A 26,131-nucleotide genomic window follows, 5' to 3' on the forward strand; every position below is an offset into this window, starting at 1 on the left:
CCGTTTGCTGGGTGATTGAATCCGGGAGCACGGTACGCCACGCCCCAGGGTACGTCAGTGGATCAGATCAACTGCCGCGGTAGGTCGAATACGAATAGGGGCTGATTAACAGCGGTAAATGGTAATGCTGTGTCGCATCCCCGACGACAAAATCGATAATCGCCGTGGCGTACAGCGTGTCGCGCCGGCCGGCGGCAAAATAGCCGCCGAGATCGGCATACAAGCGGTAATGTCCGGCGGCCAGGCCATCCGGCGTCAGATTACGCGCGCGACCGTCGGCATCGGTATGGCTTTCGGCCTGCATCCGCCAGTGCCCGTCGTGCTCTCGTTCCAGCCACACCCGCACGTCAGCCGCAGGTTTGCCGAGTGAGGTGTCCAGAATATGGGTGCTGATATTACTCATCGCTCAGTAACTCCTTAAAACGCAGCATCACGATTTCACGCAGCTGTTCGGCGGTTTCCCGCTGTTCCTGCTCCGCATTGTTGCTCAACCGACGCTCCAGCTCACGCAATATGGCCTGACCGTCGCGACCGGCGGCGCGTATCAAGAACACCTGACCAAATTGCGCTTCATAACGCCGATTGCCTGCCAGCAGCGCCTCGGCCAGTGCTACATCCTGCGCGTCGACCGCCGCCTGCTCACGCCGGGAAAATTGCGCCTCGCGGCTTGGCCCGCCGGCACGCTCGCCGATGCGTGGGTGCTGCGCCAGCGCCCGATTGACGTCCTCCGCCTGCCAGCGCTGTGACGCCTGCCGGGCAAACGCCAGTGCGGCATCAATGCCGGCGAACGGCCGGGCAGCAATTACCGCACCGATCCAGGACGGAATATCCACGCAGGGGCACAGCAACCGCTCGGCCTCCGGCGGCGACAGCCGGTTAAACGCTTGCAAATCCATCAGGCTTCCTCCCAACTGGCCACCGTCTGACAGTAGGCCTGAATCGCCAACGCCACGTCGGCGTAAGTGACGGCCTCAGCCGGATGGTGGCTGATACCGCGATCGCAGCGTACAAACAGCATACCCACCGGCCAACAGGCCGCCACGGCTATCGCATCGTGCCCGGCGCCGCTCGGTAGCGCCATACTGCGGCCTTGTACCTGCACCACGCCGTCCTGCCAACGCCGTTGCAAATTTGCATCACAGGCTGTTGCATTTATGCGGTAAAACTCTTCGCTGGCAAAACTCAACCCCCGGCGTGCACAGATCGCCTCAGCCTGTTCCAGCAATTGCGCCAACAGCTCGGCCAGAGGGCCATCCTCCGGGCCGCGCACGTCGAGCGACAGTTTTACCTCGCCGGGGATGACGTTGACCGCTCCCGGCAGGCTTTCGATTCGGCCAACGGTGGCCACCAGATGCGGATCGCAAGCCGAGGTGATCGTCTCGACTGCCACCATCCATTCTGCCGCCGCCGCCAGCGCGTCCTTGCGTTGCCCCATCGGCACGGTGCCTGCATGACCCGCCTCGCCGGTAAAGGTGCAGTTGAGCCGGCGAGCGCCGTTGATTGCCGTCACAACCCCCAGCGCCAAATCGGCTGCTTCCAGGCAAGGCCCCTGCTCGATATGCAGCTCCAGATAGCCGCAGATATCACGTTGCGCACGCTTAGCCTCACCCACCGCCGCCGGATCCAGCCCAAACTCGCGCAGCGCCTGCGCCATGCTGATCCCCTCGGCGTCGGTCCGTACCAACCACTCGGCAGGCCACTGGCCGGTGATACCCCGGCTACCCAATAAGGCAACGCCAAAGCGGGTGCCCTCTTCATCGGCGAAGCCAATGACTTCCACCGCCACCGGCAAACGCCGCTGCTGCCGATGCAGGTGCGCCACCACTTCCAGTGCGGTCAGCACGCCGAGCATGCCGTCATAGCGGCCGGCATTGCGCACCGTATCCAGATGCGAACCGAGCAGCAACGCCGGGGCACCCGGCGTTTGGCCTTCGTAACGGCCGCAGATATTGCCGACGCTGTCCTGATGCACAGTCATGCCAAGGGTACGCATCCAGTCGCCCACCAGTTGGTTGGCGCGCCGATGTTCCGGCGACAGATAGACCCGCGTCAGCTGGCCCGGCGTGGCGCTGATCGCCGCCAACGCATCGCAGCGCGCCATCACTCTTTCAGCGGCCTGTGCCGCTTCCTCGGCGGTTAGCAGCGCCGTCATCAGCAGGCCCCGGCTTCGTAGGTATTCCAGGCCGCCTGCAACGCTTCGCCCTGTTGGCTGGCGAAGCCCAGCCGGTTCAGCACCGCCTCCAGCGCGGTCAGCGTCTGCAACACACAGTCTTTGCGGGCGTTATAACCCATGGTGCCGATACGCCATATCTTGCCCTGCAGCGGGCCGAACGAGGTGCCGATTTCGATGGCGAAATCATTCAGCATCATCTGACGCACCTGCTCGCCGTGAACCTGTTGCGGGATCACCACACCCAGCACGTTGTTCATGCGGTTATCGAGATCGCCGAACACCTCCAGCCCCATCCCCTGAATGCCGGCCAGCATCGCCGCGCCGTTCAGTTTGTGGCGGGCGATGGTATTTTCCAGCCCTTCTTCCAGGATCACCCGGGCGCACTCGCGTGCGGCGAACAGCATGCTGGTGGCTTCGGTATGGTGGTTCAGCCGCTCCGGGCCCCAGTAATCCATGATCATGCCGAGATCGAAATAGTTGGAGTAGATCATCTCGTCGTCGCCGTCGGCATGGTCAGCCGTGCGAATGCCCTGCTCCACACATTTACGGCGGCGGACGATCTCTTCAAACTGCGGGCTGAGGGTGACGGGCGAACTGCCGGACGGGCCGCCCAGGCATTTCTGCAGACCGGCGGATACCGCGTCCAGCCCCCAGGCGTCGGTTTCCAGCGGGTTGCCGGCGAAGGAGGCGGTGGCGTCGGTGTAGAACAGCACGCCGTGGCGGCGGCAGATGTCACCCAATGCTTCCAGCGGCTGCAACATGGTGGTGGACGTATCGCCCTGCACCGTCAACAGCAGGCGCGGGCGCACCTTCTTGATCGCGTCTTCAATCTGATCGGCGCTGAACACCTCGCCCCAGGGCACCTCGATGGTGTGTACCTCGGCACGGCAGCGGCGGGCAATCTCGCACAGCAGATGACCGAAACGGCCAAACACCGGCACCAGCACCTTGTCGCCGGGGCGAATCGAGGAGATCAGCATGGCTTCAATCCCGGATCGCGAGGTGCCGTCCACCAGCATGGTCCAGCGGTTTTCGGTGCGGAACAACGCGCGGTACAGTTCCATCACCTGGTTCATATAGCCGGTCATCGCCGGATCGTACTGCCCAATCAACTGGCTAGACATGGCGCGCAGCACGCGCGGATCGGCGTTGATCGGCCCCGGCCCCATCAACAGGCGAGCCGGTGGATTAATTTGATCGAACTGGGTGATATCTAACATGTTCATTCCTTACCAGCTTAATAAGTTATTATTCCCCTCGCCTCGGTCAGGCCTCTGTCAGCCCGCGAACCGAAGCGATAAACTGTTTTAATTCATTCGTTTGCGGATTAGCGAACAGCGTGCGGCTGTCGCCCTGCTCCCAAACCTTGCCCTGGTGCATAAACACCACCCGGTCGCCGACCTCGCGGGCAAAATTCATTTCATGGGTCACCAGAATCAGCGTCATGCCCTCTTTGGCCAGTTGCTCCAGCACCTTAAGCACCTCGCCCACCAGCTCAGGATCCAGCGCCGAGGTAATTTCGTCGCATAGCAGCACCTTCGGGTTCATCGCCAGCGCCCGGGCAATCGCCACGCGCTGCTGCTGGCCGCCGGAAAGGTTAGCCGGTGAATAGTGCATTCGCTCGCCCAGCCCGACCTTATTCAGCATCTCTTCCGCCAGTTCGCGGCATTCGGCGGGGCTTTTTTTCAGCACCCGACGCGGCGCCAGCATCACGTTCTCCAGCGCGGTCATGTGCGGGAACAAATTAAAGTTCTGAAATACCATGCCGATGGAGCGGCTGATTTCACGCGCCTGCGAATCGCGGTCGGTAATGGTCATCCCGCCCAATTTGATGCTGCCTTCCTGATACCCTTCCAGCCCGTTGATACAACGCAACAGCGTGCTCTTGCCGGAACCGCTGCGGCCGATAATCGAAATCACCTGGCCCATGTCGATATCCAGATCCACGCCCTTCAGCACATGGTTCTGGCCGTAATATTTCTGAACCTGATTAATTGTGATGAGCGGCATGGAATTTCTTCTCCAGATAATGGCTGTAACGCGACAGCGGATAACACATCAGGAAATAGCCCAGCGCGACCAGGCCAAACACTTTAAACGGCTGATAAGTGACGTTGTTCAGCATGGTGCCGGCCTTGGTCAGCTCGATAAAACCGATGATCGACGCCAGCGCGGTGCCCTTGATCACCTGCACCGAGAACCCGACGGTGGGCGCGATGGCGATACGCACCGCCTGCGGCACAATCACCCGCATCAGGGTCTGGCCAAAACCAAGCCCCAGGCAACGCGACGCTTCCCACTGCCCTTTCGGCAGGGCGGCGATACTGCCGGACCAGATATCCACCAGAAACGCGCTGGTAAACAGTGTCAGCGCCAGCGCGGCTGCGGTCCAGGGGCTGACGTCGATGCCGAACAGCGCCAGGCCGAAGAACGCCAGGAACAGCTGCATCAGCAGCGGCGTGCCCTGAAACAGTTCGGAATAGAAGCGGACAAAACGCATCGCCCACTTGCGCTTGCTCAGGCGCAGCAATAACAGCGGCAGCGTCACCAGAGTGCCGCCGAAGAACGCCGTCAGCGACAGCAGCAACGTCCAGCGCGCCGCCAGCAGCAGATTGCGTACAATGTCCCAGTCGGTAAAAGTCAGCATCAGCCCTGGCTCCCCAAAAAGCGCCGTCCGGCGGCCAGCAACAGCTGGCGCATCAATACCGATAACAGCAGATAAAACAGCGTCGTCACCAGATACACCTCAAAACTGAGGAAAGTGCGCGACTGGATCAGGTTGGCGGCGAAGGTCAACTCTTCGAAAGACACCTGCGACACCACCGATGACCCCAACATGACGATAATGCACTGGCTGACCAGCGCCGGATAAATCCGCTGCAACGACGGCGGCAGCACAATGCGCAGAAACGTCTGGCTGCGGCTGAACCCCAGCACTCGCCCGGCCTCCCACTGGCCTTTCGGTGTCACCTGAATGCCGGCGCGAATGATTTCGGTGCTGTAGGCGCCCAGATTGATCACCATCGCCAACAGCGCCGCCTGCCCGGCGGTCAGTTTCCAGCCCAGGCTCGGCAGACCGAACACAATGAAGAACAGCTGCACCACAAACGGCGTATTGCGCACTACCTCGACGTAAATGCCCCAAATATGGCTAAGCAGGTTAGCCTTGCCGCTGCGGATCGCCGCGCCGCAAATCCCCAACGCGACGCCCATCAGGGTAGCCAACGCCGTCAACTCGATGGTGGTCAGCAGACCGGCCAGCAGTTCGGGCATATAGGGCCACAGAGCGGGAAAATTCAGCTGATAGGTCATCAGGCGCTCCCGTTATGCACCAAGGTTGGCAGGCAGCGGCGCTTTCAGCCATTTTTCCGACAGACCGTTCAGGGTGTTGTCCTTCAACGCCTGTTCAATCAGCTCATCCACTTTCGCTTTCAACGCCGGTTCCCCCAGGCGCAGGCCAACGAAGCACGGCGAGTCTTTCAGCATAAACTTGGCGACCGGCGCCTTGGTCGGGTTCTGCCGAGCGATCGCGCTCACCACCAGATTGCCGGTGGCGATGTATTGCACCTGGCCGGACAGATAGGCCGACAGCGTGGTGTTGTTATCTTCATAGCGCTTGATCTGCGCGCCCTTCGGCGCGGTATCGCTCAGTACCATGTCTTCGACCGCACCGCGCGTCACGCCGACGGTTTTGCCGTCCAGCTGCGCGGCATCGCCCAGTGCCGCCTCTTTCGGCCCGAAGACCCCGAGGAAGAACGGCGCATAGGCGCGACTAAACGCAATGGTCTTCTCGCGCTCCGGGTTTTTGCCCAGGCTGGAGATCACCAGATCCACCTTGTTGGTTTGCAGATAAGGCACGCGGTTGGCGCTGGTGACCGGCACCAACTGCAACTTAAGTTTCATCTTGTCGGCCAGATAATGCGCCATGTCGATGTCATAACCCTGCGGCTGCAGATCGGTGCCCACCGAGCCAAACGGCGGGAAGTCCTGCGGTACCGCCACCCGCAGCACGCCGCGCTGCTGGATTTCCTGTAATTGATCCGCCATCGCCGAGGCGGCCTGCGCCATCAGCAAAACCGCACCCAATGTCGCTATCCCGATTTTCTTGAAGTTCATAGATTATCCCCGATGGTGAAGTGATGAAACAAAAGATTCTTTGATTATCACTTTGCAACTAATGTGCCAATCGGTCGTGCGGGGAACGTTCTGCTTTATTGCCCGTGAGTTAAGGCATCAGGAGGGGATTTCCGCTGCCGCGGCAGCGGCGGAGGAAAGGCATAAAGTGGGGAAAAAAGCGCACCATCAAAGTGCGAAAGCACCAAAATAGCGCTGAGATCAGCGCTGTTCCAGCTCGTCCAAATCGTTATACAGGTCGGCGATTTGATGAATGCGCTGCCGCCCTTGCGCCAGCGTCTCATGCAGCAAAGCGTTACTGAGCAGGTTAGCCAGGCTCATGGCGGCAGAGTAGCTGTCAAAAGCGGAAACGCTGTCGAGCGGCGCCGCCAGATGCCAGTTCGCCAGCGGGATCAGCGCCTGCGCCTGCGGTTCGCACACCAGCAGCGTCGGCACCTGCTGAACCTGCAATTGCGTCAACACTGCCCGCAACTGGCGCGGTCGACGGCGAAACGCCACCACTACCGCCACATCCTGCGTACTCAGATCGACCAGTTCTTCGGCCAGCGTCTGCCCAGGCTGTGGCATCAGCAATACATTTTCACGCACCTGCATCAGCTGCTGGCGCAAATGCATCGCCACCGGATAGCTGTTGCGAAACCCCATCAGCACCACCCGCCGCGCCTGGACCAGCGCGGCGATCACCGCGTTGAACTGGTTTGCATCAATATGGTTCACCCAGTGCGTGAGATTGGCCATTTCCTGCTTGTAGTGGCGGGCCAGCAGGGTGTTGCCCTGCACCGCATCGCGGTTATCGGTCAACGGCATGCCACTCTGGCGCAGGGTGCGCAGTTCGTCGCGCATTGTGCGGTAGCTTTGGTAGCCCAGCCGCTTGAACAAACGGCTGACGGTGGCCTTGGAAACGCCGCTCAGGCGTGCCAATTCGGCGCTGTTGTAGCTGATCAGATCATCGAAGTGATCGAAGATAAAATCGGCCACCCGCTGTTCCTGCGGCGTCAACTGCGGGTATTCACTGCGCAGGCGTTCATCAATCTGCTTCATCGCCACTCCGGCTGTAACGTTCGTTTCAGCGGAACATAGCACGGCCAATCCACCCGCTGGCAAGCAATTATTGTCCCAGAGGAAAATATGGAACGCCTCTTGCTTGTATTGAATCAGATGCTGACCTCAAAAAAGGGCCAAGAAATGATTAACAGCAACACCGCGCCATTGGGTATGGCGGTCACGCCGCATCACCTCGCCAGCGAAAGTGCGCTGGCGGTCCTGCGCGAAGGCGGCAACGCCATCGAGGCGATGGTCGCAGCGGCTGCCACTATCGCGGTGGTTTACCCGCACATGAACGGCCTGGGCGGCGACGGTTTCTGGCTGATTGTTCCGCCGCAGGGCGATCCGGTCGCGATTGACGCCAGCGGTGCCGCCGGTTCCCTGGCCACGCTGGATTTCTACGCCGGTGAAAGCCACATTCCGCACCGTGGGCCGAAAGCGGCGCTGACCGTAGCCGGCACCGTCGGCGGCTGGCAGGCCGCGCTGGATTACTCCGCCGAATTGGGCGGAACACAGTTACCACGACCACGCCTGTTGGCCGACGCCATTCGCTATGCGGCGGACGGCATTCCGGTCACCGCCTCGCAGGAAGCCGCCACCCGCAGCAAGTATCATGAACTGGCGGAGCTGGAACATTTTGCCCGCACTTACCTGCCGCACGGGGAGATCCCTCATGCCGGCCAACGTTTCTGCCAGCCGCAACTGGCGGATACCCTGATCGCGTTGGCCGAAGACGGGTTGGACAGCTTCTATCGCGGCCCGCTGGCGCACAGCATGGCGGCGGATATGGCCAGACTGGGCATGCCGCTCACCGCGCAGGATCTGGCGGATTACCGGCCGCGCCGCCGCACGCCGCTGCGGCTGGAGCATCAGAAAGGTGAAGTCTTCAACCTGACCCCGCCCACTCAGGGCCTGGTATCGCTGGCTATCCTCGGGCTGACCGATCGGCTGCCGCTCGCCGGCCAAAGCGAAGGCGCCGTAGTGCACGGTATTGTGGAGGCCACCAAGCTGGCTTTCGGCCTGCGCGATCAATTCATCACCGATCCCCGCCATATGACGCAGGATCCGCAGGCGCTGCTGGAAGCCGAGCATTTGAATGCGTTGGCCAAACGCATCGATCCCCACCAGGCCGCCGCCTGGGGGAAAGGCAAAGGCCCGGGCGACACCGTTTGGATGGGGGTGATGGACAGCAGCGGTCTGGCGGTGTCCTTTATTCAGAGCATTTATCACGAATTCGGCAGCGGCGTCGTTCTGCCGCACAGCGGCGTGCTGTGGCAAAACCGCGGCGCGTCATTCAGCCTGGATGCCGCCCACCTGCTGGCGCTGGCGCCAGGCAAACAGCCGTTCCACACCCTTAACCCGGCCGCCGCACGCCTGTATGACGGGCGTACCCTGGTCTATGGATCAATGGGCGGTGACGGCCAGCCGCAAACCCAGGCAGCGGTATTTGTCCGCCATGTAGTGCAAGGGCTGCCGCTGCAACAGGCCATCAGCGCACCGCGCTGGCTGCTCGGCCGCACCTGGGGCGAAAGCTCGGACTCTCTGAAGCTGGAGGGCCGTTTCAGCGCAGAAACCGTGGAATATCTGCGCCGGCGCGGCCATGAGGTGGAGTTGCTGCCCGATTTCAGCGAGGCGGTCGGCCATGCCGGCGCCATCGTTCGTCATACCAACGGCATGCTGGAAGGCGCTTTTGACCCGCGCAGCAACGGCAGCGCCGCCGGCTTTTAGTCACCATGTTAAACGGGGAATATCTATGAACAACCTGCCTGCCACCGACTGGGCGGCCTATATCAGCCAGATGGAGACGATATTGGCCCTGGAAATGGATGACGCGCGCCGTCAGGAACTGCTGACTCAGTTCAACCGCATCGCCGCGATGGCGGAACCGCTGATGGCCTTCCCGCTCGATCAACGCCTGGAGATTGCCGGGGTGTATCGCGCATGAATCCGTTAAGCGCACTATCGATCGCCGAAATCCGCGCCGCCCTTAAACAGGGGGCGATTTCCGCACGTGAGATAGCCCAGCAAACGCTGGAGAATATCGACACGCTCAACCCTTCACTGAACGCCTATACCCACATCACCCGCGAGCGGATGCTGAGTGAAGCCGATCATCTCGATCGCGCCCGTGCCAAGGGGCAAGCGTTGCCGAGCCTGGCGGCCATCCCCTACGCGGTGAAAAACCTGTTCGACGTCACCGGCGAAACCACCCTGGCCGGTGCCAGTCTGTTCAGCGACCGCGCGCCCGCCAAACAAGACGCCTGGGCAGTGGGCAAGCTGGCAGAGCAAGGCGCGCTGCTCTCCGGCATGCTGAACATGGATGCCTACGCCTACGGCTTTACCACCGAAAATAGCCACTACGGCGCAACCCGCAATCCGCACGACACCACGCGTATTGCCGGCGGATCGTCCGGCGGCTCGGCGGCCGCGGTCGCCGCCGGGCTGGTGACCTTCTCGCTCGGCAGCGACACCAACGGCTCGATCCGCGTGCCCTCGTCGCTGTGCGGCATTTACGGGCTGAAACCGACCTTCGGCCGCCTGTCGCGCAGCGGCAGCCAACCCTTTGTCGCCAGCCTGGATCATGTGGGGCCTTTCGCCCGCCGGGTGCGGGATCTGGCGGCAGTGTACGACGTGATGCAGGGCACCGATATCGAAGACCGCTTTCAGGCGGAAAAACCGATTACGCAAACCGAATCGCTGCTGCCACGCGGCCAGCAGGGATTGCGTTGCGCGGTGCTCGCAGGCTATTTCCAACAGTGGTGCAATGACGAGGCTAAAGCCGCCGTGCAACAGGTCGCGATGGCGCTGGAGGCCTGTGCCGAAGTTGAGCTGCCGCAGGTTGAACTGGCGCGTTCGGCGGCGTTTATTATCAGCGCCGCCGAGGGGGGCAACCACTATCTGCCGCAGTTGCGCAGCCAGCCGGAACGCTTTGAGCCGCTGTCGCGTGAGCGACTGTTGGCAGGCGCCATGCTGCCTGCGGCCTGGTATGTGCAGGCACAGCGCTTCCGCGCCCATTTCCAACAGCAAGTGCTGCCGCTGTTTGAACACTGGGATATTCTCATCGCCCCGGCAACGCCGTGCAGCGCCACCAGCCTTGGCCAGGAAACGATGCGCATCAACGGCGCCGATCTGCCGATCCGCGCCAGCATGGGCATGTTGACGCAGCCGATTTCGTTCCTCGGCCTGCCGGTGGTGACGGTGCCGCTGAAAACCGCCTCGGGGTTGCCCATCGGCCTGCAACTTATCGCCCCGCCGTGGCGTGAAGATCTGGCATTGCGTGCCGCCTATGCGCTCGAGCAACGCGGCGTGGCGAACTGTTCCTTACCGGCAAAACAGGATTAACGGATGAAAAGTGAATATATCGACCGGCCGGCGGTGCTGGCGGAGGTGAACGCCGCGTTTTATCGCTATGAACAGGCGCTGATCGGCAATGACATTGACGTGTTGGATGAGTTGTTCTGGCACGACGGGCGTACCGTTCGCTACGGCGCGACGGAAAACCTGTACGGCATCGATCAGATCCGCGATTTCCGCCGGCAACGGCCGTCGCAAGGGTTGGATCGCCTCCTGGAGAACACCGTCATTACCACCTACGGTGATGATATGGCGGTTGCCAGCACTGAGTTTCGCCGCCCGGGCAGCGAACGCGTCGGCCGCCAGATGCAAACCTGGGCCAAGCTGGCCTGCGGCTGGCGCATCGTGGCCGCGCATGTGAGTTTGATGGCGGAATAAGTCACTATGCGCAAAAATTGGACAGCCTGGTGCCATGAGCCGTATAGTAGTTAAAGGTATTACCTTTAACTCACTGAGGCTACTTATGGCTACTGCTACGTCGATAAAAATTGATGATGAGCTTAAGCAACGGGTGCAACACATTGCCGCTACCCACCAGCGCAGCGCACACTGGATAATGCGTGAAGCTATTCGTGAATATGTCGAGCGTGAAGAAAAACGCGAGGCTGTTCGCAACGATGCATTGCAGGCATGGGAAACCTATCAGGCCAATGGTAAACATTTGACTCAGGACGAGGCCGACGGCTGGCTCTCCGATCTGGAAAAAGGTGATGATACGGAGATACCCGGGTGCCACAACTGATATGGACACCAGCGGCGCTGCTGGATGTACAGCGGCTTTATCGATTTCTGGCTGAGAAGGATCTCAATTCGGCAAAGCGCGCTGTCGCCACTATTCGTAACAGCATCAAAATAATAGCGCACCAACCCAATATTGGCCGCCCCGCTAAAGATATGGCACCTGAATTCAGGGAGTGGCCTGTCGATTTCGGCAATAGCGGTTATCTTGTTCGGTATCGGTTTAACGGTGTAACCGCCGTTATTTTGGCTATTCGCCACCAAAGTGAAACCGGGTATTGATGCCGCGACTCAACACCAGTAAGCCATAAAGTTAACGGTGGAGCGGTCCAGATCTCGCTCGCCGATCAGGTAACGACGCAGCGCCTTCACCGCAGAAGACTCCGCCGCCACCCAGGCATAGAAACCCTCCGCGCCCTCTGCGCGCTCCCAGAGCAGTTCGCCGCCCAGGCTGTTTTCCGTCAACGACTGCGCTTGCACGCGCGCCGATTCAGGAATGGTCACCCGCTGACGCACCGACTCCACCAACAGCGTGCCGTGCATCTGCTGGTGCCCGACGTCACGCGGCAACCAATACACCTCGGCGAACGGGAAACGGTCCATATTCAGGCAATCGCTCGCCAGAGGCACCTCAAAGAACGCCTGCACCTGCGGAGGGTTGGCCTGCTGTGCCAGTTGTTCCAGAATGCCCATCGCCGCCGGCACCGCCGTTTCATCGGCAATCAACAACGCCTGCCGCAGATGCGCCGGCGGCGCCCACTCGTAACCACCGCTGTCGCCGTCAAAATCCGCATTGGGGGCTACCGCCTGCAGGGCATCCCCCGGCTTGGCATGCGTCGCCCAGGCGGAGGCCGGGCCATTCACGCCATGCAGCACAAACTCGACGTCCATCTGATTGTGTTCAGTGCGCAGTGCCCGCAGCGTGTAGGTTCGCATTATCGGGCGCTGCTCTTTCGGGATCGCCATATAGCGACGATACCAGTCGTCGCTGTTTTCCAGCCTTGGGATCTGGCCATCATCGGCCGGAAACAGCAGTTTGATGCGCTGATCCGGCGCCTCCAGTTTCATGCGGTGGACATCCGGGCCTTCGAAAACGCAGCGCAGCAAGGAAGGCGATACGTTTTCTTTTACTTTCAGTGTGATATCAAAAATTCGGTAACTTGATGCGCCGGACATATCTGTTACTCTCCCGCAGAATGTAGCTGGATACGCTGCCGGCACCATAGCCAGCCGCTGAGACCGCCCAGCAGGACGGCCATCATCAGAGCCGCTGCAATCAGCTGTGACTCGCCATAAAACCTTGCCACCACCGGCACCATCAACGCGCTCAGACCGTAACCCAGCGTATGGCTGGTGGCGATAGCCCCGGCGCCTTTGCCGGTGGATAATTTATCGTTCAGCATCAACTGATAGCCTGGCGTCGCCATTGCCGCCCCGAAGGAAGCCAGCGCGCAGCCGAGATAGAACAGCGCCAGCGGTTGGGTGCACATCAAACCGAATCCCGCCACCATCAATACCGCCGCAATCAACAGCAATTGCGGTGCGCTGAATCGCTGCGGACGCACTACCAGGAACTGCGCCAACAGCGTACAAGCCGCCGCTACGCTGAGCAACACGGCTACATGGTGACTGACGGTGGTGGCAGAGTGGTTGAACAAAGGGGTCAGATGCGGCGCCAGGCCGAGCTGCATCAGACTGACCGATGCCGCCAGCAACAGCGCGCAAAGCAGATAAGGCACCATAGTGAGACGCAGGCGATTTTGTTGCTGCGCCACCGGCGGTAACGGCGGATCGTTCTGCTGGCGGCACACCACCAGTAAAGCGATGAATGGCGCGATGGCCATCAGCCACAGCGGTGCCATCGGATGAAGAGACAATGCCAGCGCGGCGCACAGCGGGCCCAGCAACCGCCCGCAGCTCAGCCCGGAGCTGATGGTCGCCAGCGCCGACATGCGCTGTTCGTAGCCGGCGCGTTGCAATGCCCAGGTTTGGCTGGCGGGCACCATGCCGGATACCGTCAGCCCATAGATAACGCGCGCCACGATCAGGCCGCCCAACCCCACCATCGGTGAAAGCCAGCCGGCCGCCAGCCCCCAAACGGCCAACGCCAGTAAAGCAAAGCTGAACAAATAACCGGCAAGCGCCATCGTCACGACAAACTTGCAGCCGCGAATTTCAGACTGTCGCCCCCACCAGGGGGAGCCGACCAGAAACAGCATTGAGCCGAGCGTCAATAACCCGGCCCAAACGGAAAGCGACAAGTGGGTCATGCTGACCAACACCGGTAACGCCACCAGCAGGCCATTTTGCCCGATGCCCAACAGACCGGCACACAGCGCCAATGGCCAGTTTGAAGGAGACGTATTCCCAGCTGCGGGTGATTTAGCGGAAGGTGAAATACTCATCAAAAGTAAGGTTACCGTTAATGAAATTATATGGTTATGAAAAAATCATTGAAAAATTGTATCATAGGACGATTGATAACAATAAATATTATTGATATAAGAATCATTCTCAATTGATTCTTAGCGAAAATCGGATCATGACTCTCCAGTTTGAAACCGCGGCGACCGACGTGGCTGCCCAATGTTTTCTCAACGCACTGATGCGTGAAACCCGGGACTGGCAAATCGTTCCAGCCGCCAGCCACCAACAGTATCCGCAGCTCAATATTCCGCTTTCATCTACCCAGGCTATTCGTATTGCCTTACGCCATACCTCGCCCACGCAACATCATCAGTATCTTTTCCCAGCTCATCTGCATCGGCAGGACGATGGGGCTGGCGTGGCGCTGAGCATGGAGCAACTGGTCACCCTGCTGCTGGAGAAACCGGCGATAAAAGGTGAGCTGTCCGATGAAGTCGTGGCGCGTTTTCGCCAGCGCGTGCTGGAAAGTCATGATAATACCCGCCAGGCCATCGATGTCCGGCTGGACTGGCCTTCACTGCGCGACAAACCGCTGAACTTTGCCCAGGCGGAGCAGGGTCTGCTGGTCGGCCACGCCTTCCACCCGGCGCCGAAATCCCATGAACCCTTCAACGAGCAGCAAGCGCGTCGCTATCTGCCGGACTTTGCCGCCAGCTTCCCGCTGCGCTGGTTTGCCGTCGATAAGCGCTACCTGTGCGGCGACAGCCTGAACCTGACGCTGCAACAACGCCTGCAACGTTTTGCCGCCGAAAGCGCGCCGCAGCTGTTGGCGCACTTTACCGATGACGTCTGGCTGCTGCCGATGCATCCGTGGCAGGCCGATCATCTGCTGACGCAGACATGGTGCCAGGATCTGGCGGCGCAGGGATTGCTGAGCGACCTGGGCGAAGCCGGCGAGCGCTGGCTGCCAACCAGCTCCTCGCGCTCGCTGTACAGCGCCAGTAACCGCGACATGATCAAATTCTCCCTCAGCGTGCGCCTGACCAATTCGGTACGCACCCTGTCGGTTAAAGAAGTAAAACGCGGTATCCGCCTGGCCCGGCTGGCGCAAACGCCGCGCTGGCAAGAACTGCAGGCGCGTTATCCGACCTTCCGCGTGATGCAGGAAGACGGCTGGGCCGGCCTGCGCTCGGCGGACGGCGCCGTTCAGGAAGAAAGCCTGATGGCACTGCGCGATAACCTGTTGTTCGAGCAACCGCATAGCCAAACCAACGTGTTGGTGACGCTGACGCAGGCGGCACCGGATGGCGGTGACAGCCTGCTGGCCGCCGCAGTACGCCGTCTGGCCGCCCGCCTGAATCTGCCGCTGCAACAAGCCGCCCATGCCTGGTTGGACGCTTACTGCCAACAGGTGTTGCTGCCGCTGTTCAGCACGGAAGCCGATTACGGGCTGGTGCTGCTTGCCCACCAGCAAAACATTCTGGTGGAGATGCAGCAGGATCTGCCGATCGGCATGCTGTACCGCGACTGCCAAGGCAGTGGCTTTACCCGCGATGCCACGCCGTGGCTGGAAGAGATTGGCGAAGCCGACGCGGAAAACCGCTTCAGCGAACAGCAGTTGCTGCGCTATTTCCCTTACTACCTGCTGGTGAACTCCAGTCTGGCGGTAACCGCCGCGCTGGCTGCCGCCGGTTTCGACACGGAAGAAAGCCTGATGGCTCGGGTACGCGACGCGCTGAGCGGCCTGCGCGACACGGCCAAAAATACCCTGTGCCTGGACTACGTGCTCGACAGCAGCCACTGGAACTGCAAAGGCAACTTCTTCTGTTACCTGCACGACCACAACGAAAACACCATCGTCGATCCGGCGGTGATTTACTTTGATTTCGTCAATCCGCTGCGCCAGGGAGCCGCCCAATGATGCCGCACGCCAAACTGATGCATGCCGGCAGCGGCTTTCGCTGTGAACGGTTGGAAAAGGAGCTGCAACTCGGGCTGGGCCTGGACGGCAGCGCGGTGCTGCACTATCCCGGTTCACTGCCGCAAGGTTGGCTGGTGCAGGCGTTGGACCAGTTGCTGATAGCCGCACCGCAGTTGAGCGGTATCACGCTGCCCTATGCACAATGGCGCGAAGAGCCGCAGGCTCAGGCGCTGTTCGCACTGGCAAGCGGCGACTATCTGGCTCGCGAGACATTTTATCAGTTACCGCTGTGGCTGGGCGCAGAACGCAACCGCGTCTCCGCCCAGATGCAGTATGACGCCGAACGCAGCCTGTGGTACCCGCAACGCCCGATGCGGCCCACTGGCGAGGTCTATCGCCGTTATGATCCGCAGCTTAAGCAGACCCTGAGTTTCCGGCTGCCGGAAGTAGAACGCGATGCCGGGCAATTCACCCGTTGGATGAATTCGCCGCGCGTCGATGCCTTCTGGGAAATGAGCGGCCCGCTCGAGACACAGGCTGCCTACCTGCAACGCCAGCTGGATTCCAGTTACTGCTATCCATTGCTGGGGTGTTTCGACGATCGCCCGTTCGGTTATTTCGAAGTCTATTGGGCGCCTGAAGACCGCATTGGCCGCCACTACCGCTGGCAGCCGTTCGATCGCGGGCTGCACATGCTGGTCGGCGAAGAAGATCGCCGTGGCGCGCAATATATCCGCAGTTGGTTGCGCGGCCTGACTCATTACCTGTATCTGGATGAACCACGCACCACGCGGGTGGTTGCCGAGCCGCGCGCCGACAACCAGCGCCTGTTCCGCCACCTGCCGGCTGCCGGTTACCACACCGTGAAAGAGTTCGATTTTCCGCACAAGCGTTCGCGTCTGATCATGAATCAGCGCGATGAATTCTTCCGGGGGATTTGCTTATGATCACCGCTGATTACGCCAACTGGCAACGGGTTAACCGCCAGATGATCGCCAAGATCCTGGCCGAGCTGGAATACGAACGCACGCTATGCGCCGAACAACATGACGGCCAATGGCGCATCGCACTGGGCGACGCCAATTATACTTTCAGCGCCGAGCGCGGCATCTGGGGCTGGTTACACATCGACGCCGCAAGCCTGGCCTGCGATCGCCAGCCGTTGGCGGCCGACCAAACGCTGCGCCAGCTGGCGCAGGTGCTGAAGATGGACGACGCGCAGATCGCCGAACATCTGGAAGATCTGTACGCCACGCTGCGCGGTGATATGCAATTGCTGTCGGCCCGTCACGGCATGAGCGCGCAGGATCTGATTGCGCTCGACGCCGACGCGCTGCAATGCCTGCTGGCCGGTCATCCCAAGTTTATCTTCAACAAAGGCCGTCGCGGCTGGGGTCTGACCGCGCTGCAGCAATATGCGCCCGAATATCAAGGCCGCTTCCGGCTGCACTGGGTCGCGGCCAAACGGGGCAGCTTTGTCTGGTGTGCCGACGATAACTACCCGCTGGAAAACCTGCTCAACAGCGCCATGACAGGCGATGAACGCCAGCGCTTTGATCGCCGCTGGCGTGAACTGAAGCTGAACGATGACTGGATCCCGGTGCCGTTGCACCCGTGGCAGTGGCAGCAAAAGATCGCGTTGCACTTCCTGCCGCAACTAGCCGAAGGGGAACTGGTCGAGCTGGGCGAGTTTGGCGACAGCTATCTGGCGCAGCAATCATTGCGCACCCTGACCAACGTCAGCCGCCGTTCAGCGTTCGACATCAAACTGCCGCTGACCATTTACAACACCTCGTGTTACCGCGGCATTCCGGGCAAGTACATCAGCGCCGGGCCGGCCGCCTCCCGCTGGCTGCAACAGGTGTTTGCCGAAGACAGCACGCTGCGCGCCAGCGGTGCCGAGATCCTCGGCGAACCTGCCGCAGGCTATATGACGCACCAAACCTACGCGGCTCTGGCCAAAGCGCCCTATCGCTACCAGGAAATGCTGGGAGTGATTTGGCGCGAAAACCCTTCGTGCTATCTGCAGGACGGCGAGCAGGCCATTTTGATGGCGACGCTGATGGAAACAGATAACCACGGCCAGCCGCTGATCGGCGCCTACATCGCTCGCTCCGGCCTGAGCGCCGAGGCCTGGCTGCAACAGATGTTTAGCCGGGTGGTACTGCCGATGTACCACCTGATGTGCCGTTACGGCGTAGCCCTGATCGCCCACGGCCAAAATATCACGCTGGTAATGAAGGACCATGTGCCGCAACGGGTGCTGTTGAAAGACTTCCAGGGCGATATGCGCCTGGTGGATAAGGACTTCCCGGAAGCGGCCTCGCTGCCGAAGGTGGTGAAGGACGTTACCGTGCGCCTGTCCGCCGACTATCTGATCCATGATTTGCAAACCGGGCATTTCGTCACCGTGCTGCGTTTTATCTCGCCGCTGATGCAGGCCTGCGGGGTCAGTGAATCTCGTTTCTATCAACTGCTGGCGCAAGTGCTGGAGCGCTACATGGCGCAGCACCCGGACATGGCAGAACGCTTCGCCCTCTTTGATTTATTCAAACCACAAATTATTCGCGTGGTGCTCAACCCGGTGAAACTCACCTATTCGGAGCAGGATGGCGGCAGCCGCATGTTGCCAAACTATCTGCAAGATCTGGATAACCCTCTTTATTTGGTCACCAAGGAGTTTGCCCAATGAATCAGCCTCTGGATTTCATCGGCATCGGCATCGGCCCCTTCAACCTCAGCATCGCCGCGCTCGGCAGTGAAGTTGCCGGCTTTAACGGCAAATTCCTGGAGCGCAAACCGCACTTTTCCTGGCACCCCGGCATGATGGTGCCGGATTGCCATATGCAGACCAGCTTCCTGAAAGATTTGGTCAGCGCGGTGTCGCCCACCAATCCGTACAGCTTTCTTAACTATCTGGTGAAAAGGAAGAAATTCTACCGTTTCCTGACCACCGAGCTGCGTACGGTGTCGCGCGAAGAGTTCGCCGATTACCTCGACTGGGCCGCCAACGGGCTGAGTTCGCTCGAGTTTAGCCAGGATATTCAGAGCGTGGATTTTGACGACCGGCAGCGCCAGTTTGTCGTCACCACCCAGCGCGCCACCTACCGGGCGCGCCATGTCTGCCTGGGCATCGGCAAGCGCATCAAACTGCCGGACTGCGTTACCGAGCAAAACGACCGCTGCTTCCACGCCAGCGAGATGACCCTGCGCAACCCGGATTTGACCGGCAAACGCGTCACTGTCGTCGGCGGCGGCCAGAGCGGTGCCGATCTGTTCCTGAACATCTTCCGTGCCGAGTGGGGCCAACCGGCGCAGTTGAACTGGATCTCGCGCCGCAATAACTACAATGCGCTGGATGAAGCGGCGTTCGCCAACGAGTACTTCACACCGGACTACGTCGACAGCTTCTACGGCCTGAACGACAGCGCCAAGCAACGCATGCTGACCGAGCAGAAAATGACCTCCGACGGCATTACCAGCGACTCGCTGCTGGCCATCTACCGCGCGATGTATCACCAGTTTGAAGTGCTGCGCGAAAAACCCTGGGCGCACCTGCTGCCAAGCCGTTCTCTGGCCGCGATCCACGCTCAGGGTAACGGCTATCGGTTGGTGACCCATCACCACCTCGATCAGGGCAAAGAAACGTTCGATGCCGATGTGGTGATCTTCGCTACCGGTTATCAGCAGGATCGCCCGGCGTTCCTCGCTCCGCTGGCGGACCGCCTGCTGACCACGGCCGATGACCAATACCGCGTTGCCCCCGATTTCACCCTCGAGTGGCAAGGCCCGCAGGAAAACTGCCTGTTTGCCGTCAACGCCGGCATGCACAGCCACGGCATCGCCGAACCCCAGCTCAGCCTGATGGCCTGGCGGTCGGCACGTATTCTCAACCGGGCTTTAGGACGCGACCAGTTCGATTTAACGTCCACCCCGGCTGTGATCCAATGGCGCAGCCAGCAACCGGCCACCCCGGCCCACGCTGAACACGTCATGCTCAATTACACCGAGTTTTAACTACGCACCAACATGGGAACACTGGAAAAAATAACGATGAAACGCAGACACCTTTGGGTATTGAACCCTTGCATGCTGGCGATGCTTGCGCCGGCTGCCTGGGCAGAAGAACAAAAAAGCGAAGATCAAATGGTGGTATCCGCCAGCCGCTCGCATCGCAGCGTGGCGGAGATGGCGCAAACCACCTGGGTGATTGAAAGCCAGGAAATTGAGCAACAGGTTCAGGGCGGCAAGGAAATCAAAGATATCCTGGCGCAACTGATCCCAGGCATGGATGTCAGCAGCCAGGGCCGTACCAACTACGGCATGAACATGCGCGGCCGTTCGATGATGGTGATGATCGACGGCGTGCGTTTGAATTCTTCGCGCAGCGACAGCCGCCAGTTGGATTCCATCGATCCGTTCAACATCGAACACATTGAGGTGATTTCCGGCGCCACCTCGCTGTATGGCGGCGGCAGCACCGGTGGCCTGATCAATATCGTCACCAAGAAAGGGCAAAAAGAGAAACAGGTTGAGCTGCAGGTGGGCGGAAAAACCGGTTTCGGCGGCCATAACGATCACGACGAGAATGTGTCGGCGGCGGTCAGCGGCGGCAACGACAACGCTTCGGGCCGCCTGTCGGTCTCCTATCAGCGTTACGGCGGTTGGTACGACGGCAAGGGCAATGAGGTGTTGATTGATAACACCCAGACCGGGCTGCAATATTCCGATCGCATCGACGTGATGGGTACCGGCACCATTAACATTGACGATCACCAGCAGTTGCAGGTGACGACGCAGTATTTCAACAGTGAGTCAGACGGGAAGCACGGTCTGTATCTGGGGAAAGATTTCTCGGCCGTGACCGGTGCAGGCCAGGCCTCCAACGGCAGCAATCTGAACTCGGATCGCATCCCGGGCACCGAACGCCACCTGATTAACCTGCAGTATTCCAACACCGATTTCTGGGGCCAGGATTTGGTGGCTCAGGTCTATTATCGCGACGAGTCGTTGACCTTCTACCCATTCCCGACGCTGGCCGGCGGCAAGGTCACCAGCATCGGTGCTTCACAGCAAAAAACCGATTTTTACGGCGGCAAACTGACGCTGAACAGCAAACCGATTGACGCTCTGACGCTGACTTACGGCGTCGACGCCGAGCATGAAAGCTTCAACGCCAACCAGCAGTTCTTCAATCTGGCCAAGGCGCAGCAGTCCGGCGGTATGACGCTGGAAAATGCCTATAACGTCGGCCGCTATCCTGGCTATACCACCACCAACCTGGCGCCATTCCTGCAGGCCAGCTACGACATCGACCCGATGTTTACCCTCAGCGGCGGCGTACGTTATCAATACACCGAGAACAAGGTGGACGACTTTGTCGGCTATGCGCAGCAACAAGGGATCGCCAACGGTCTGGCGAACTCCGCCGATGCGGTGCCGGGCGGCAAAACCGACTACAACAACGTTTTGTTCAACGCCGGTTTACTGGCACACCTGACCGAACGTCAGCAGGCGTGGTTCAACTTCTCGCAAGGCTTTGAGATCCCGGATCTGGCGAAGTACTACGGTTCGGGCACCTATAAGCTGGTCGACGGGCATTATCAGTTGCAGAAAAGCGTCAACGTTAATGACTCCAAACTGGAAGGCATCAAGGTTAACTCTTACGAGTTGGGCTGGCGCTATACCGGCGATAACTTGCGTACTCAGGTCGCTGCCTACTACTCGCTGTCGGATAAGACCATCTCGATCAACAAAACCGACATGACCATCAACCTGGATTCGGATAAACGCCGGATTTACGGGGTGGAAGGTGCGGTGGATTACTTCTTCGATAACAGCGAATGGAGCACCGGCACCACCTTTAACGTGATCAAATCGGAAACCAAAACCGACGGCAAGTGGGAGAAGCTGACCGTCGACACCGCCAGCCCGTCGAAAGCCACCGCCTACGTCAATTGGGCGCCGGGCGACTGGAATCTTCGCATGCAGTCGCAGCAAACCTTCGACGTATCGGATGCCGACGGGAATAAAATCAACGGTTACAACACCCTCGATTTCCTCGGCAGCTACGCTTTGCCGGTGGGGAAAGTCAGTTTCAGCGTGGAAAACCTGCTGGACAAGAATTACACCACCGTCTGGGGCCAGCGCGCGCCGATCCTTTACAGCCCAACCTACGGCTCACCAGAGCTGTACAGCTATAAAGGCCGTGGCCGTACCTTTGGTCTGAACTACTCCGTGCTGTTCTGATCCTGATGAGGGCGCCTCTACGGCGCCCACATCAATCGACCCGTGCCGGCACGGGTTATTTTTTGAAAGGGTGCTGCGCCACCCAATGTTCGGCGATATCCTGCCGTCGGCATACCCAGACCCGATCATGCTGCTCGACATGATCCAGGAACCGCTGCAATGCGCGGAACTTGCCCGGGCGCCCCAGTAAGCGGCAGTGCATACCTATCGACAGCATCTTCGGCGACGCTTCCCCTTCGGCATACAACACGTCAAAACTGTCTTTCAGGTAGGTATAGAACTGCTCGCCGGTGTTAAAGCCCTGCGGCGAAGCAAAGCGCATATCGTTGGCTTCAAGCGTGTAGGGCACGATCAGGTGCGGTTTTTTGTCACCATTGGCGCACTGCACTTCGGTCCAGAACGGCAGATCGTCGCCATAATAGTCGCTGTCGTACAGCAAACCGCCCTGCTCCACCACCAGCCTGCGGGTATTCGGGCTGTCGCGACCGGTGTACCAGCCGAGCGGTGCCTTGCCGAACAGATCGCTCAGTACCGAGATCGCCCGCTGCATATGCTGCCGTTCGGTCGCTTCATCCATATTCTGGTAGTGGATCCAGCGCCAGCCGTGGCTGACCACATCATAATTGGCGTTTTTGATCGCCTCGACCACCAACGGATTGCGCGCCAGCGCCATCGCTACGCCAAACACCGTCAACGGCAGGCCGCGACGTTGGAATTCATTATGGATACGCCAGAACCCGGCGCGTGACCCGTACTCGTACAGCGACTCCATCGACATATGCCGTTCGGGGTAGCTGGCCGCACCAATGATATCGGACAGGAACTGTTCGGAACCGGCGTCGCCATGCAGCACACTGTTTTCCGCGCCCTCTTCGTAGTTGAGTACAAACTGGACCGCGATACGCGCCTGCCCCGGCCAGCGGGCGTGCGGCGGCCGGCCACCATAGCCAATCAAATCACGGGGATACTCTTTATTGAAATCAGACTCTTTCATCGCCGTTTCCCTCTGCTGATTACCCGTTAAAACTGCCAAACATGCCGGACAAGGGCTTGACCAGCGGGAAATCCAGATCGCCGTGCTTGCTGGTGCTCAAGCCCAGCGCATGCAGCGACTCGATCATTTTCACCGCAGCGCTGACGCCGTCGATCACCGGGATCCCCAATTCCTGCGTCAGTTCGCGGGCCAAATCGGCCATGCCGCCACAGCCAAGCACTATCGCCCCGCTGCCGTCGTGCCGTTTTGCTTTAATGCATTGTTCGCGTACTTTTTGCTGAGCCAGGCCGCTGCCATCTTCCAGTGCCAGCACCGGCAGATCGATAGCGTGCAGCGCGGCGCAGTGGCGCTCAAACCCATATTGATGCAGTAAGTGACGCGCAATGGTCAGCGTGCGCGGCAGCGTGGTGACGATAGAAAAGCGCGTCGCCACCAGCGTCGCCATATGCATGGCCGCCTCGGCGATGCCAACCACCGGCCGGCTTGCCAGCTCACGCGCAGCCAGCAGGCCCGGATCGCCAAAACAGGCAATGATATGGCCGCTGACGCCGGCCTCGCGCCCGAGTTTGACCTGTTGCAGCACACCGATCGCGGCAATCGCTTCGTCGAAATGGCCTTCTATCGACGGCGCCCCCTCTTGCGGACAAACCGCCAGGATCTCGGTACCCGGCGCGGCCACGGCGCGGGCAGCATCGGCAATGGTCGCCGTCATTGCCCGGCTGGTGTTCGGGTTGATAACCTGGATGATGCAATCGGCTGTCATAAAGGCTCCTGCAAACCGCTCTTGGCAAAAATACGGGCGAAATCAGGGATTTCATCCGCAACGTCATTAAATCTCAGGTTCGCCACAATATCGTCAAAATGGCGGGCCATGTGCTCCGCCAGCGCCGTGCAGTCCTTGCGGCGTAACAGCGCCAACAGATCGCTGTGATCATGGCAACGGCAGCCCTGTTGCCAGGGGGCACCGTAAACGGCAATCACCAGTGATGAGCGCAACGTGAGCTGCGAAACCATTTCGGTCAGTACGTTATTGCCGGCGATCGCCTGTAATTGAACGTGAAACGCGGCAGACAGACGAATGGCCGCCGCGCCGTCCTGATCGCGGTGCGCCTGCTGTTCCTGCGCCACGATGCCTTCCATCGCCAGCAGATGTTCTTCGCGACAGACGGCGACCACCTGCGGCAAATTGGCGCACTCCAGCATTTTGCGCGTCTGGAAAACGTTCGCCGCCTCATCCTGCCCCGGCGTTGTCACCTGTGCACCACGCTTGGGCAGGTGGGTAACCAGCTGCACTGCAGCAAGGCGCTGCAGCACCCGCCGGATCCCGGTGCGGCTGACGCCAAAGGTCTCCGCCAACGCCTCTTCCGGCAATTTGCTGCCGGGCAGCAGCCGGTGTTCGACAATCGCCTTCACCAGCTCGTTGTAAATATGATCGTCTTTATCTTCAGTGAAATAAGTGGCTTGTTGCCCAAGCCACACGGCGTTGGCGCCGATCGTCGTGCCGATCATTTTGCTGCTCCCTGTACCGTTAGAGAATCAAATCGTATACAAGATTAAGATATTTTGTATACAAAAAAGAGCAATATGGCCTGAATCCTGCAAAAGCCTTCTCAGCAATCTTTGCCAAAAAACAGATAACCACATCCGGGTGACGTTATTGAGAGGAGCACGATTTATGCCAAACCCTAATGAAAATTACAGCCCAAAGCTGTGTAACGACGATCTGGCGCCGACGCGCGATCAGAACTGGAACTGGTACAACATCTTTTCCTTCTGGATGTCGGATGTACACAGCATGGGCGGCTATGTGGTAGCCGCCAGCTTCTTCGCTCTCGGTCTGTCGAGCTGGCAGGTACTGATTTGCCTGCTGGTGGGGATCTGTATCGTGCAGTTTTGCGCCAACCTGGTCGCCAAACCCAGCCAACTCGGCGGTGTGCCTTACGCCGTGCTGAGCCGCCAGGCGTTTGGCGTGTTCGGCGCCAACATTCCGGCGGTGATCCGCGGGATGATCGCCTTCGCCTGGTACGGTATACAAACCTATCTGGCTTCCAATGCGCTGATGCTGACGTTGCTGAAATTCTTCCCGTCGCTGGAGCCGATGATCCAGCCGCATTTCCTCGGGCTATCGCAACTTGGCTGGGTTTGTTACATCACCATGTGGCTATTGCAGGCGATGGTGTTCTGGCACGGCATGGCGGCGATCAAGCGCTTTATCGATATCGCCGGACCGGCGGTGTATGTGGTGATGTTCGCTTTAGCCGGCTGGATTGTATACCGCGTCGGTTTCTCCAACCTTTCCCTCACGCTGGCGAGCAAAACCCTGAGCGCCGGTGAGCAGGGCTGGCTGATGCTGACCGCCACTGCGCTGGTGGTGTCTTACTTTTCCGGTCCGTTGCTGAATTTCGGCGACTTTACCCGCTACGGCAAAAGCTTTGCCGAGGTGCAACGCGGCAACCGCTGGGGCCTGCCGTTCAACTATCTGCTGTTCTCTCTGGTCACCGTGGTGATCGTTTCCGGCACCCTGCCGCTGTTCGGTCAGTTGATCACCGATCCGATCGAAACCGTCACCCGCCTCGACAGCGATATCGCCGTGGCCCTTGGCCTGCTGACCATGATTGTCGCCACCATCGGCATCAATATCGTGGCCAACTTTGTGTCCCCGGCGTTTGATTTCTCCAACTGTTCGCCGCAGAAAATCAGCTTCCGCACCGGCGGGATGATCGCCGCCGTAGGTTCTTTCCTGCTGACGCCATGGAATCTGTTCCAGTCACCCGAGCTGATCCACTATACGCTGGACGTGCTGGCGGCCTTTATTGGCCCGTTGTTCGGCATTTTGCTGGTGGATTTTTACATCATCAAACGCGGCAAGCTGCACGTCGACGATTTGTACAACGCTACGCCAGGGGGGCGTTACTGGTATAAGAACGGTTTTAACCCGAACGCCATCTGGGCGCTGGTACCCTCGGTGATTATCGGGCTGGCGATCAGCTTTACGCCCAGCCTGCATGAGGTGGCTAACTTTAGCTGGTTTATCGGCGTGGCACTGGGTGGGGGATGCTATCGGATCATTGCCCGTCGCGAATGGGCAGCCAATCAGTCGGTAACCTTTGCCAAAACGCAGTTGAGCAAAGATTAAAAACAACGAAGCCCTGAGTTA

The 26,131-nt window shown here is 59.8% G+C and carries 26 protein-coding genes; 12 read left to right on the forward strand and 14 right to left on the reverse strand.

Going from position 1 to position 26,131, the window contains the following annotated elements; all coding sequences use genetic code 11:
* Positions 1-67: 67 nt before the first annotated feature.
* From uraH to QZQ97_RS13480, 9 genes are all read right to left on the reverse strand, one after another.
* Complete coding sequence (gene uraH / locus QZQ97_RS13440; RefSeq protein WP_311993805.1) at positions 68-403, reverse strand: hydroxyisourate hydrolase; 336 nt, start codon at positions 401-403, stop codon at positions 68-70.
* Positions 396-896 (reverse strand): 2-oxo-4-hydroxy-4-carboxy-5-ureidoimidazoline decarboxylase, encoded by a 501-nt coding sequence (gene uraD, locus QZQ97_RS13445; protein WP_311993806.1) that lies wholly within the window; start codon positions 894-896, stop codon positions 396-398. Before uraD ends, uraH begins: the two co-directional genes overlap by 8 nt.
* Complete coding sequence (hpxK, locus tag QZQ97_RS13450) at positions 896-2,152, reverse strand: allantoate amidohydrolase (RefSeq protein WP_311993807.1); 1,257 nt, start codon at positions 2,150-2,152, stop codon at positions 896-898. The genes uraD and hpxK overlap by 1 nt, the downstream gene beginning before the upstream one ends.
* On the reverse strand, positions 2,152-3,393 hold the full coding sequence (locus QZQ97_RS13455) for a pyridoxal-phosphate-dependent aminotransferase family protein (RefSeq protein WP_311993808.1): 1,242 nt from the start codon (positions 3,391-3,393) through the stop codon (positions 2,152-2,154). Before QZQ97_RS13455 ends, hpxK begins: the two co-directional genes overlap by 1 nt.
* Positions 3,394-3,439: 46 nt before the next feature.
* Positions 3,440-4,183, reverse strand: coding sequence for an amino acid ABC transporter ATP-binding protein (locus QZQ97_RS13460; RefSeq protein WP_311993809.1), 744 nt, complete (start codon positions 4,181-4,183; stop codon positions 3,440-3,442).
* Complete coding sequence (locus tag QZQ97_RS13465) at positions 4,164-4,820, reverse strand: amino acid ABC transporter permease (RefSeq protein ID WP_311993810.1); 657 nt, start codon at positions 4,818-4,820, stop codon at positions 4,164-4,166. Before QZQ97_RS13465 ends, QZQ97_RS13460 begins: the two co-directional genes overlap by 20 nt.
* Positions 4,820-5,485 carry an amino acid ABC transporter permease gene (locus tag QZQ97_RS13470; RefSeq protein WP_004949021.1) on the reverse strand — a complete coding sequence of 222 codons (666 nt, stop codon included), beginning with the start codon at positions 5,483-5,485 and terminating at the stop codon, positions 4,820-4,822. The genes QZQ97_RS13465 and QZQ97_RS13470 overlap by 1 nt, the downstream gene beginning before the upstream one ends.
* 12 nt (positions 5,486-5,497) lie before the next feature.
* Positions 5,498-6,289: a transporter substrate-binding domain-containing protein gene (locus tag QZQ97_RS13475; protein WP_006322391.1), complete on the reverse strand. Its 792-nt coding sequence runs from the start codon at positions 6,287-6,289 to the stop codon at positions 5,498-5,500.
* 219 nt (positions 6,290-6,508) lie between these two features.
* Positions 6,509-7,348 carry a MurR/RpiR family transcriptional regulator gene (locus QZQ97_RS13480; protein WP_311993811.1) on the reverse strand — a complete coding sequence of 280 codons (840 nt, stop codon included), beginning with the start codon at positions 7,346-7,348 and terminating at the stop codon, positions 6,509-6,511.
* Between the two features lie 144 nt (positions 7,349-7,492).
* On the opposite strand from QZQ97_RS13480, the gene QZQ97_RS13485 reads away from it, so the two are divergent.
* From QZQ97_RS13485 to QZQ97_RS13510, 6 genes are all read left to right on the forward strand, one after another.
* Positions 7,493-9,079, forward strand: a complete 1,587-nt coding sequence (locus tag QZQ97_RS13485; RefSeq protein ID WP_311993812.1) for a gamma-glutamyltransferase family protein — start codon at positions 7,493-7,495, stop codon at positions 9,077-9,079.
* Positions 9,080-9,104: 25 nt separating this feature from the next.
* A complete protein-coding gene (hpxX, locus tag QZQ97_RS13490) occupies positions 9,105-9,296 on the forward strand; it encodes an oxalurate catabolism protein HpxX (protein WP_311993813.1) in 192 nt (63 codons plus the stop codon).
* A complete protein-coding gene (locus QZQ97_RS13495; RefSeq protein ID WP_311993814.1) occupies positions 9,293-10,693 on the forward strand; it encodes an AtzE family amidohydrolase in 1,401 nt (466 codons plus the stop codon). Before hpxX ends, QZQ97_RS13495 begins: the two co-directional genes overlap by 4 nt.
* A 3-nt stretch (positions 10,694-10,696) precedes the next feature.
* A complete protein-coding gene (gene hpxZ / locus QZQ97_RS13500) occupies positions 10,697-11,083 on the forward strand; it encodes an oxalurate catabolism protein HpxZ (RefSeq protein WP_006322396.1) in 387 nt (128 codons plus the stop codon).
* A gap of 85 nt (positions 11,084-11,168) precedes the next feature.
* Entirely contained in the window at positions 11,169-11,447 is a 279-nt protein-coding gene (locus QZQ97_RS13505; RefSeq protein ID WP_311993815.1) for a CopG family ribbon-helix-helix protein, read from the forward strand.
* Positions 11,435-11,725, forward strand: coding sequence for a type II toxin-antitoxin system RelE/ParE family toxin (locus tag QZQ97_RS13510; protein ID WP_311993816.1), 291 nt, complete (start codon positions 11,435-11,437; stop codon positions 11,723-11,725). Before QZQ97_RS13505 ends, QZQ97_RS13510 begins: the two co-directional genes overlap by 13 nt.
* Positions 11,726-11,734: 9 nt before the next feature.
* Here the strand turns inward: QZQ97_RS13510 and QZQ97_RS13515 are convergent, their stop codons facing one another.
* Positions 11,735-12,619 (reverse strand): siderophore-interacting protein, encoded by an 885-nt coding sequence (locus tag QZQ97_RS13515; RefSeq protein ID WP_311993817.1) that lies wholly within the window; start codon positions 12,617-12,619, stop codon positions 11,735-11,737.
* Between the two features lie 5 nt (positions 12,620-12,624).
* A complete protein-coding gene (locus QZQ97_RS13520; RefSeq protein ID WP_311993818.1) occupies positions 12,625-13,848 on the reverse strand; it encodes an MFS transporter in 1,224 nt (407 codons plus the stop codon).
* Positions 13,849-13,985: 137 nt separating this feature from the next.
* Here QZQ97_RS13520 and QZQ97_RS13525 point away from each other — a divergent pair, with 137 nt between their 5' ends.
* The 5 genes from QZQ97_RS13525 to QZQ97_RS13545 are packed head-to-tail and all read left to right on the forward strand — an operon-like array spanning position 13,986 to position 21,980.
* On the forward strand, positions 13,986-15,731 hold the full coding sequence (locus QZQ97_RS13525; protein WP_311993819.1) for an IucA/IucC family protein: 1,746 nt from the start codon (positions 13,986-13,988) through the stop codon (positions 15,729-15,731).
* Positions 15,728-16,678 carry a GNAT family N-acetyltransferase gene (locus QZQ97_RS13530; RefSeq protein ID WP_311993820.1) on the forward strand — a complete coding sequence of 317 codons (951 nt, stop codon included), beginning with the start codon at positions 15,728-15,730 and terminating at the stop codon, positions 16,676-16,678. The genes QZQ97_RS13525 and QZQ97_RS13530 overlap by 4 nt, the downstream gene beginning before the upstream one ends.
* Positions 16,675-18,423, forward strand: a complete 1,749-nt coding sequence (gene iucC / locus QZQ97_RS13535; protein ID WP_311993821.1) for an aerobactin synthase IucC — start codon at positions 16,675-16,677, stop codon at positions 18,421-18,423. Before QZQ97_RS13530 ends, iucC begins: the two co-directional genes overlap by 4 nt.
* Entirely contained in the window at positions 18,420-19,748 is a 1,329-nt protein-coding gene (locus tag QZQ97_RS13540) for a lysine N(6)-hydroxylase/L-ornithine N(5)-oxygenase family protein (protein WP_311993822.1), read from the forward strand. Before iucC ends, QZQ97_RS13540 begins: the two co-directional genes overlap by 4 nt.
* A gap of 36 nt (positions 19,749-19,784) precedes the next feature.
* Complete coding sequence (locus QZQ97_RS13545) at positions 19,785-21,980, forward strand: TonB-dependent siderophore receptor (protein WP_311993823.1); 2,196 nt, start codon at positions 19,785-19,787, stop codon at positions 21,978-21,980.
* A gap of 55 nt (positions 21,981-22,035) precedes the next feature.
* Here QZQ97_RS13545 and puuE read toward each other — a convergent pair whose 3' ends face one another.
* From puuE to QZQ97_RS13560, 3 genes are read right to left on the reverse strand one after another with little or no spacing between them, the layout of a single operon-like run.
* Positions 22,036-22,974, reverse strand: coding sequence for an allantoinase PuuE (puuE, locus tag QZQ97_RS13550; RefSeq protein ID WP_311993824.1), 939 nt, complete (start codon positions 22,972-22,974; stop codon positions 22,036-22,038).
* A 19-nt stretch (positions 22,975-22,993) separates the two neighbouring features.
* The gene (hpxA, locus tag QZQ97_RS13555) at positions 22,994-23,737 is read right to left on the reverse strand and encodes an allantoin racemase (protein ID WP_311993825.1); all 744 of its coding nucleotides are present in this window, start codon (positions 23,735-23,737) and stop codon (positions 22,994-22,996) included.
* The gene (locus QZQ97_RS13560) at positions 23,734-24,483 is read right to left on the reverse strand and encodes a GntR family transcriptional regulator (protein WP_311993826.1); all 750 of its coding nucleotides are present in this window, start codon (positions 24,481-24,483) and stop codon (positions 23,734-23,736) included. Before QZQ97_RS13560 ends, hpxA begins: the two co-directional genes overlap by 4 nt.
* A gap of 166 nt (positions 24,484-24,649) precedes the next feature.
* Between QZQ97_RS13560 and QZQ97_RS13565 the strand changes: the two genes are divergently transcribed.
* Positions 24,650-26,110 carry an NCS1 family nucleobase:cation symporter-1 gene (locus QZQ97_RS13565; RefSeq protein ID WP_311993827.1) on the forward strand — a complete coding sequence of 487 codons (1,461 nt, stop codon included), beginning with the start codon at positions 24,650-24,652 and terminating at the stop codon, positions 26,108-26,110.
* Positions 26,111-26,131: the final 21 nt, after the last annotated feature.

It is taken from the genome of Serratia sp. root2, assembly GCF_031931805.1.
In the GTDB taxonomy this organism is placed as follows: domain Bacteria; phylum Pseudomonadota; class Gammaproteobacteria; order Enterobacterales; family Enterobacteriaceae; genus Serratia; species Serratia inhibens.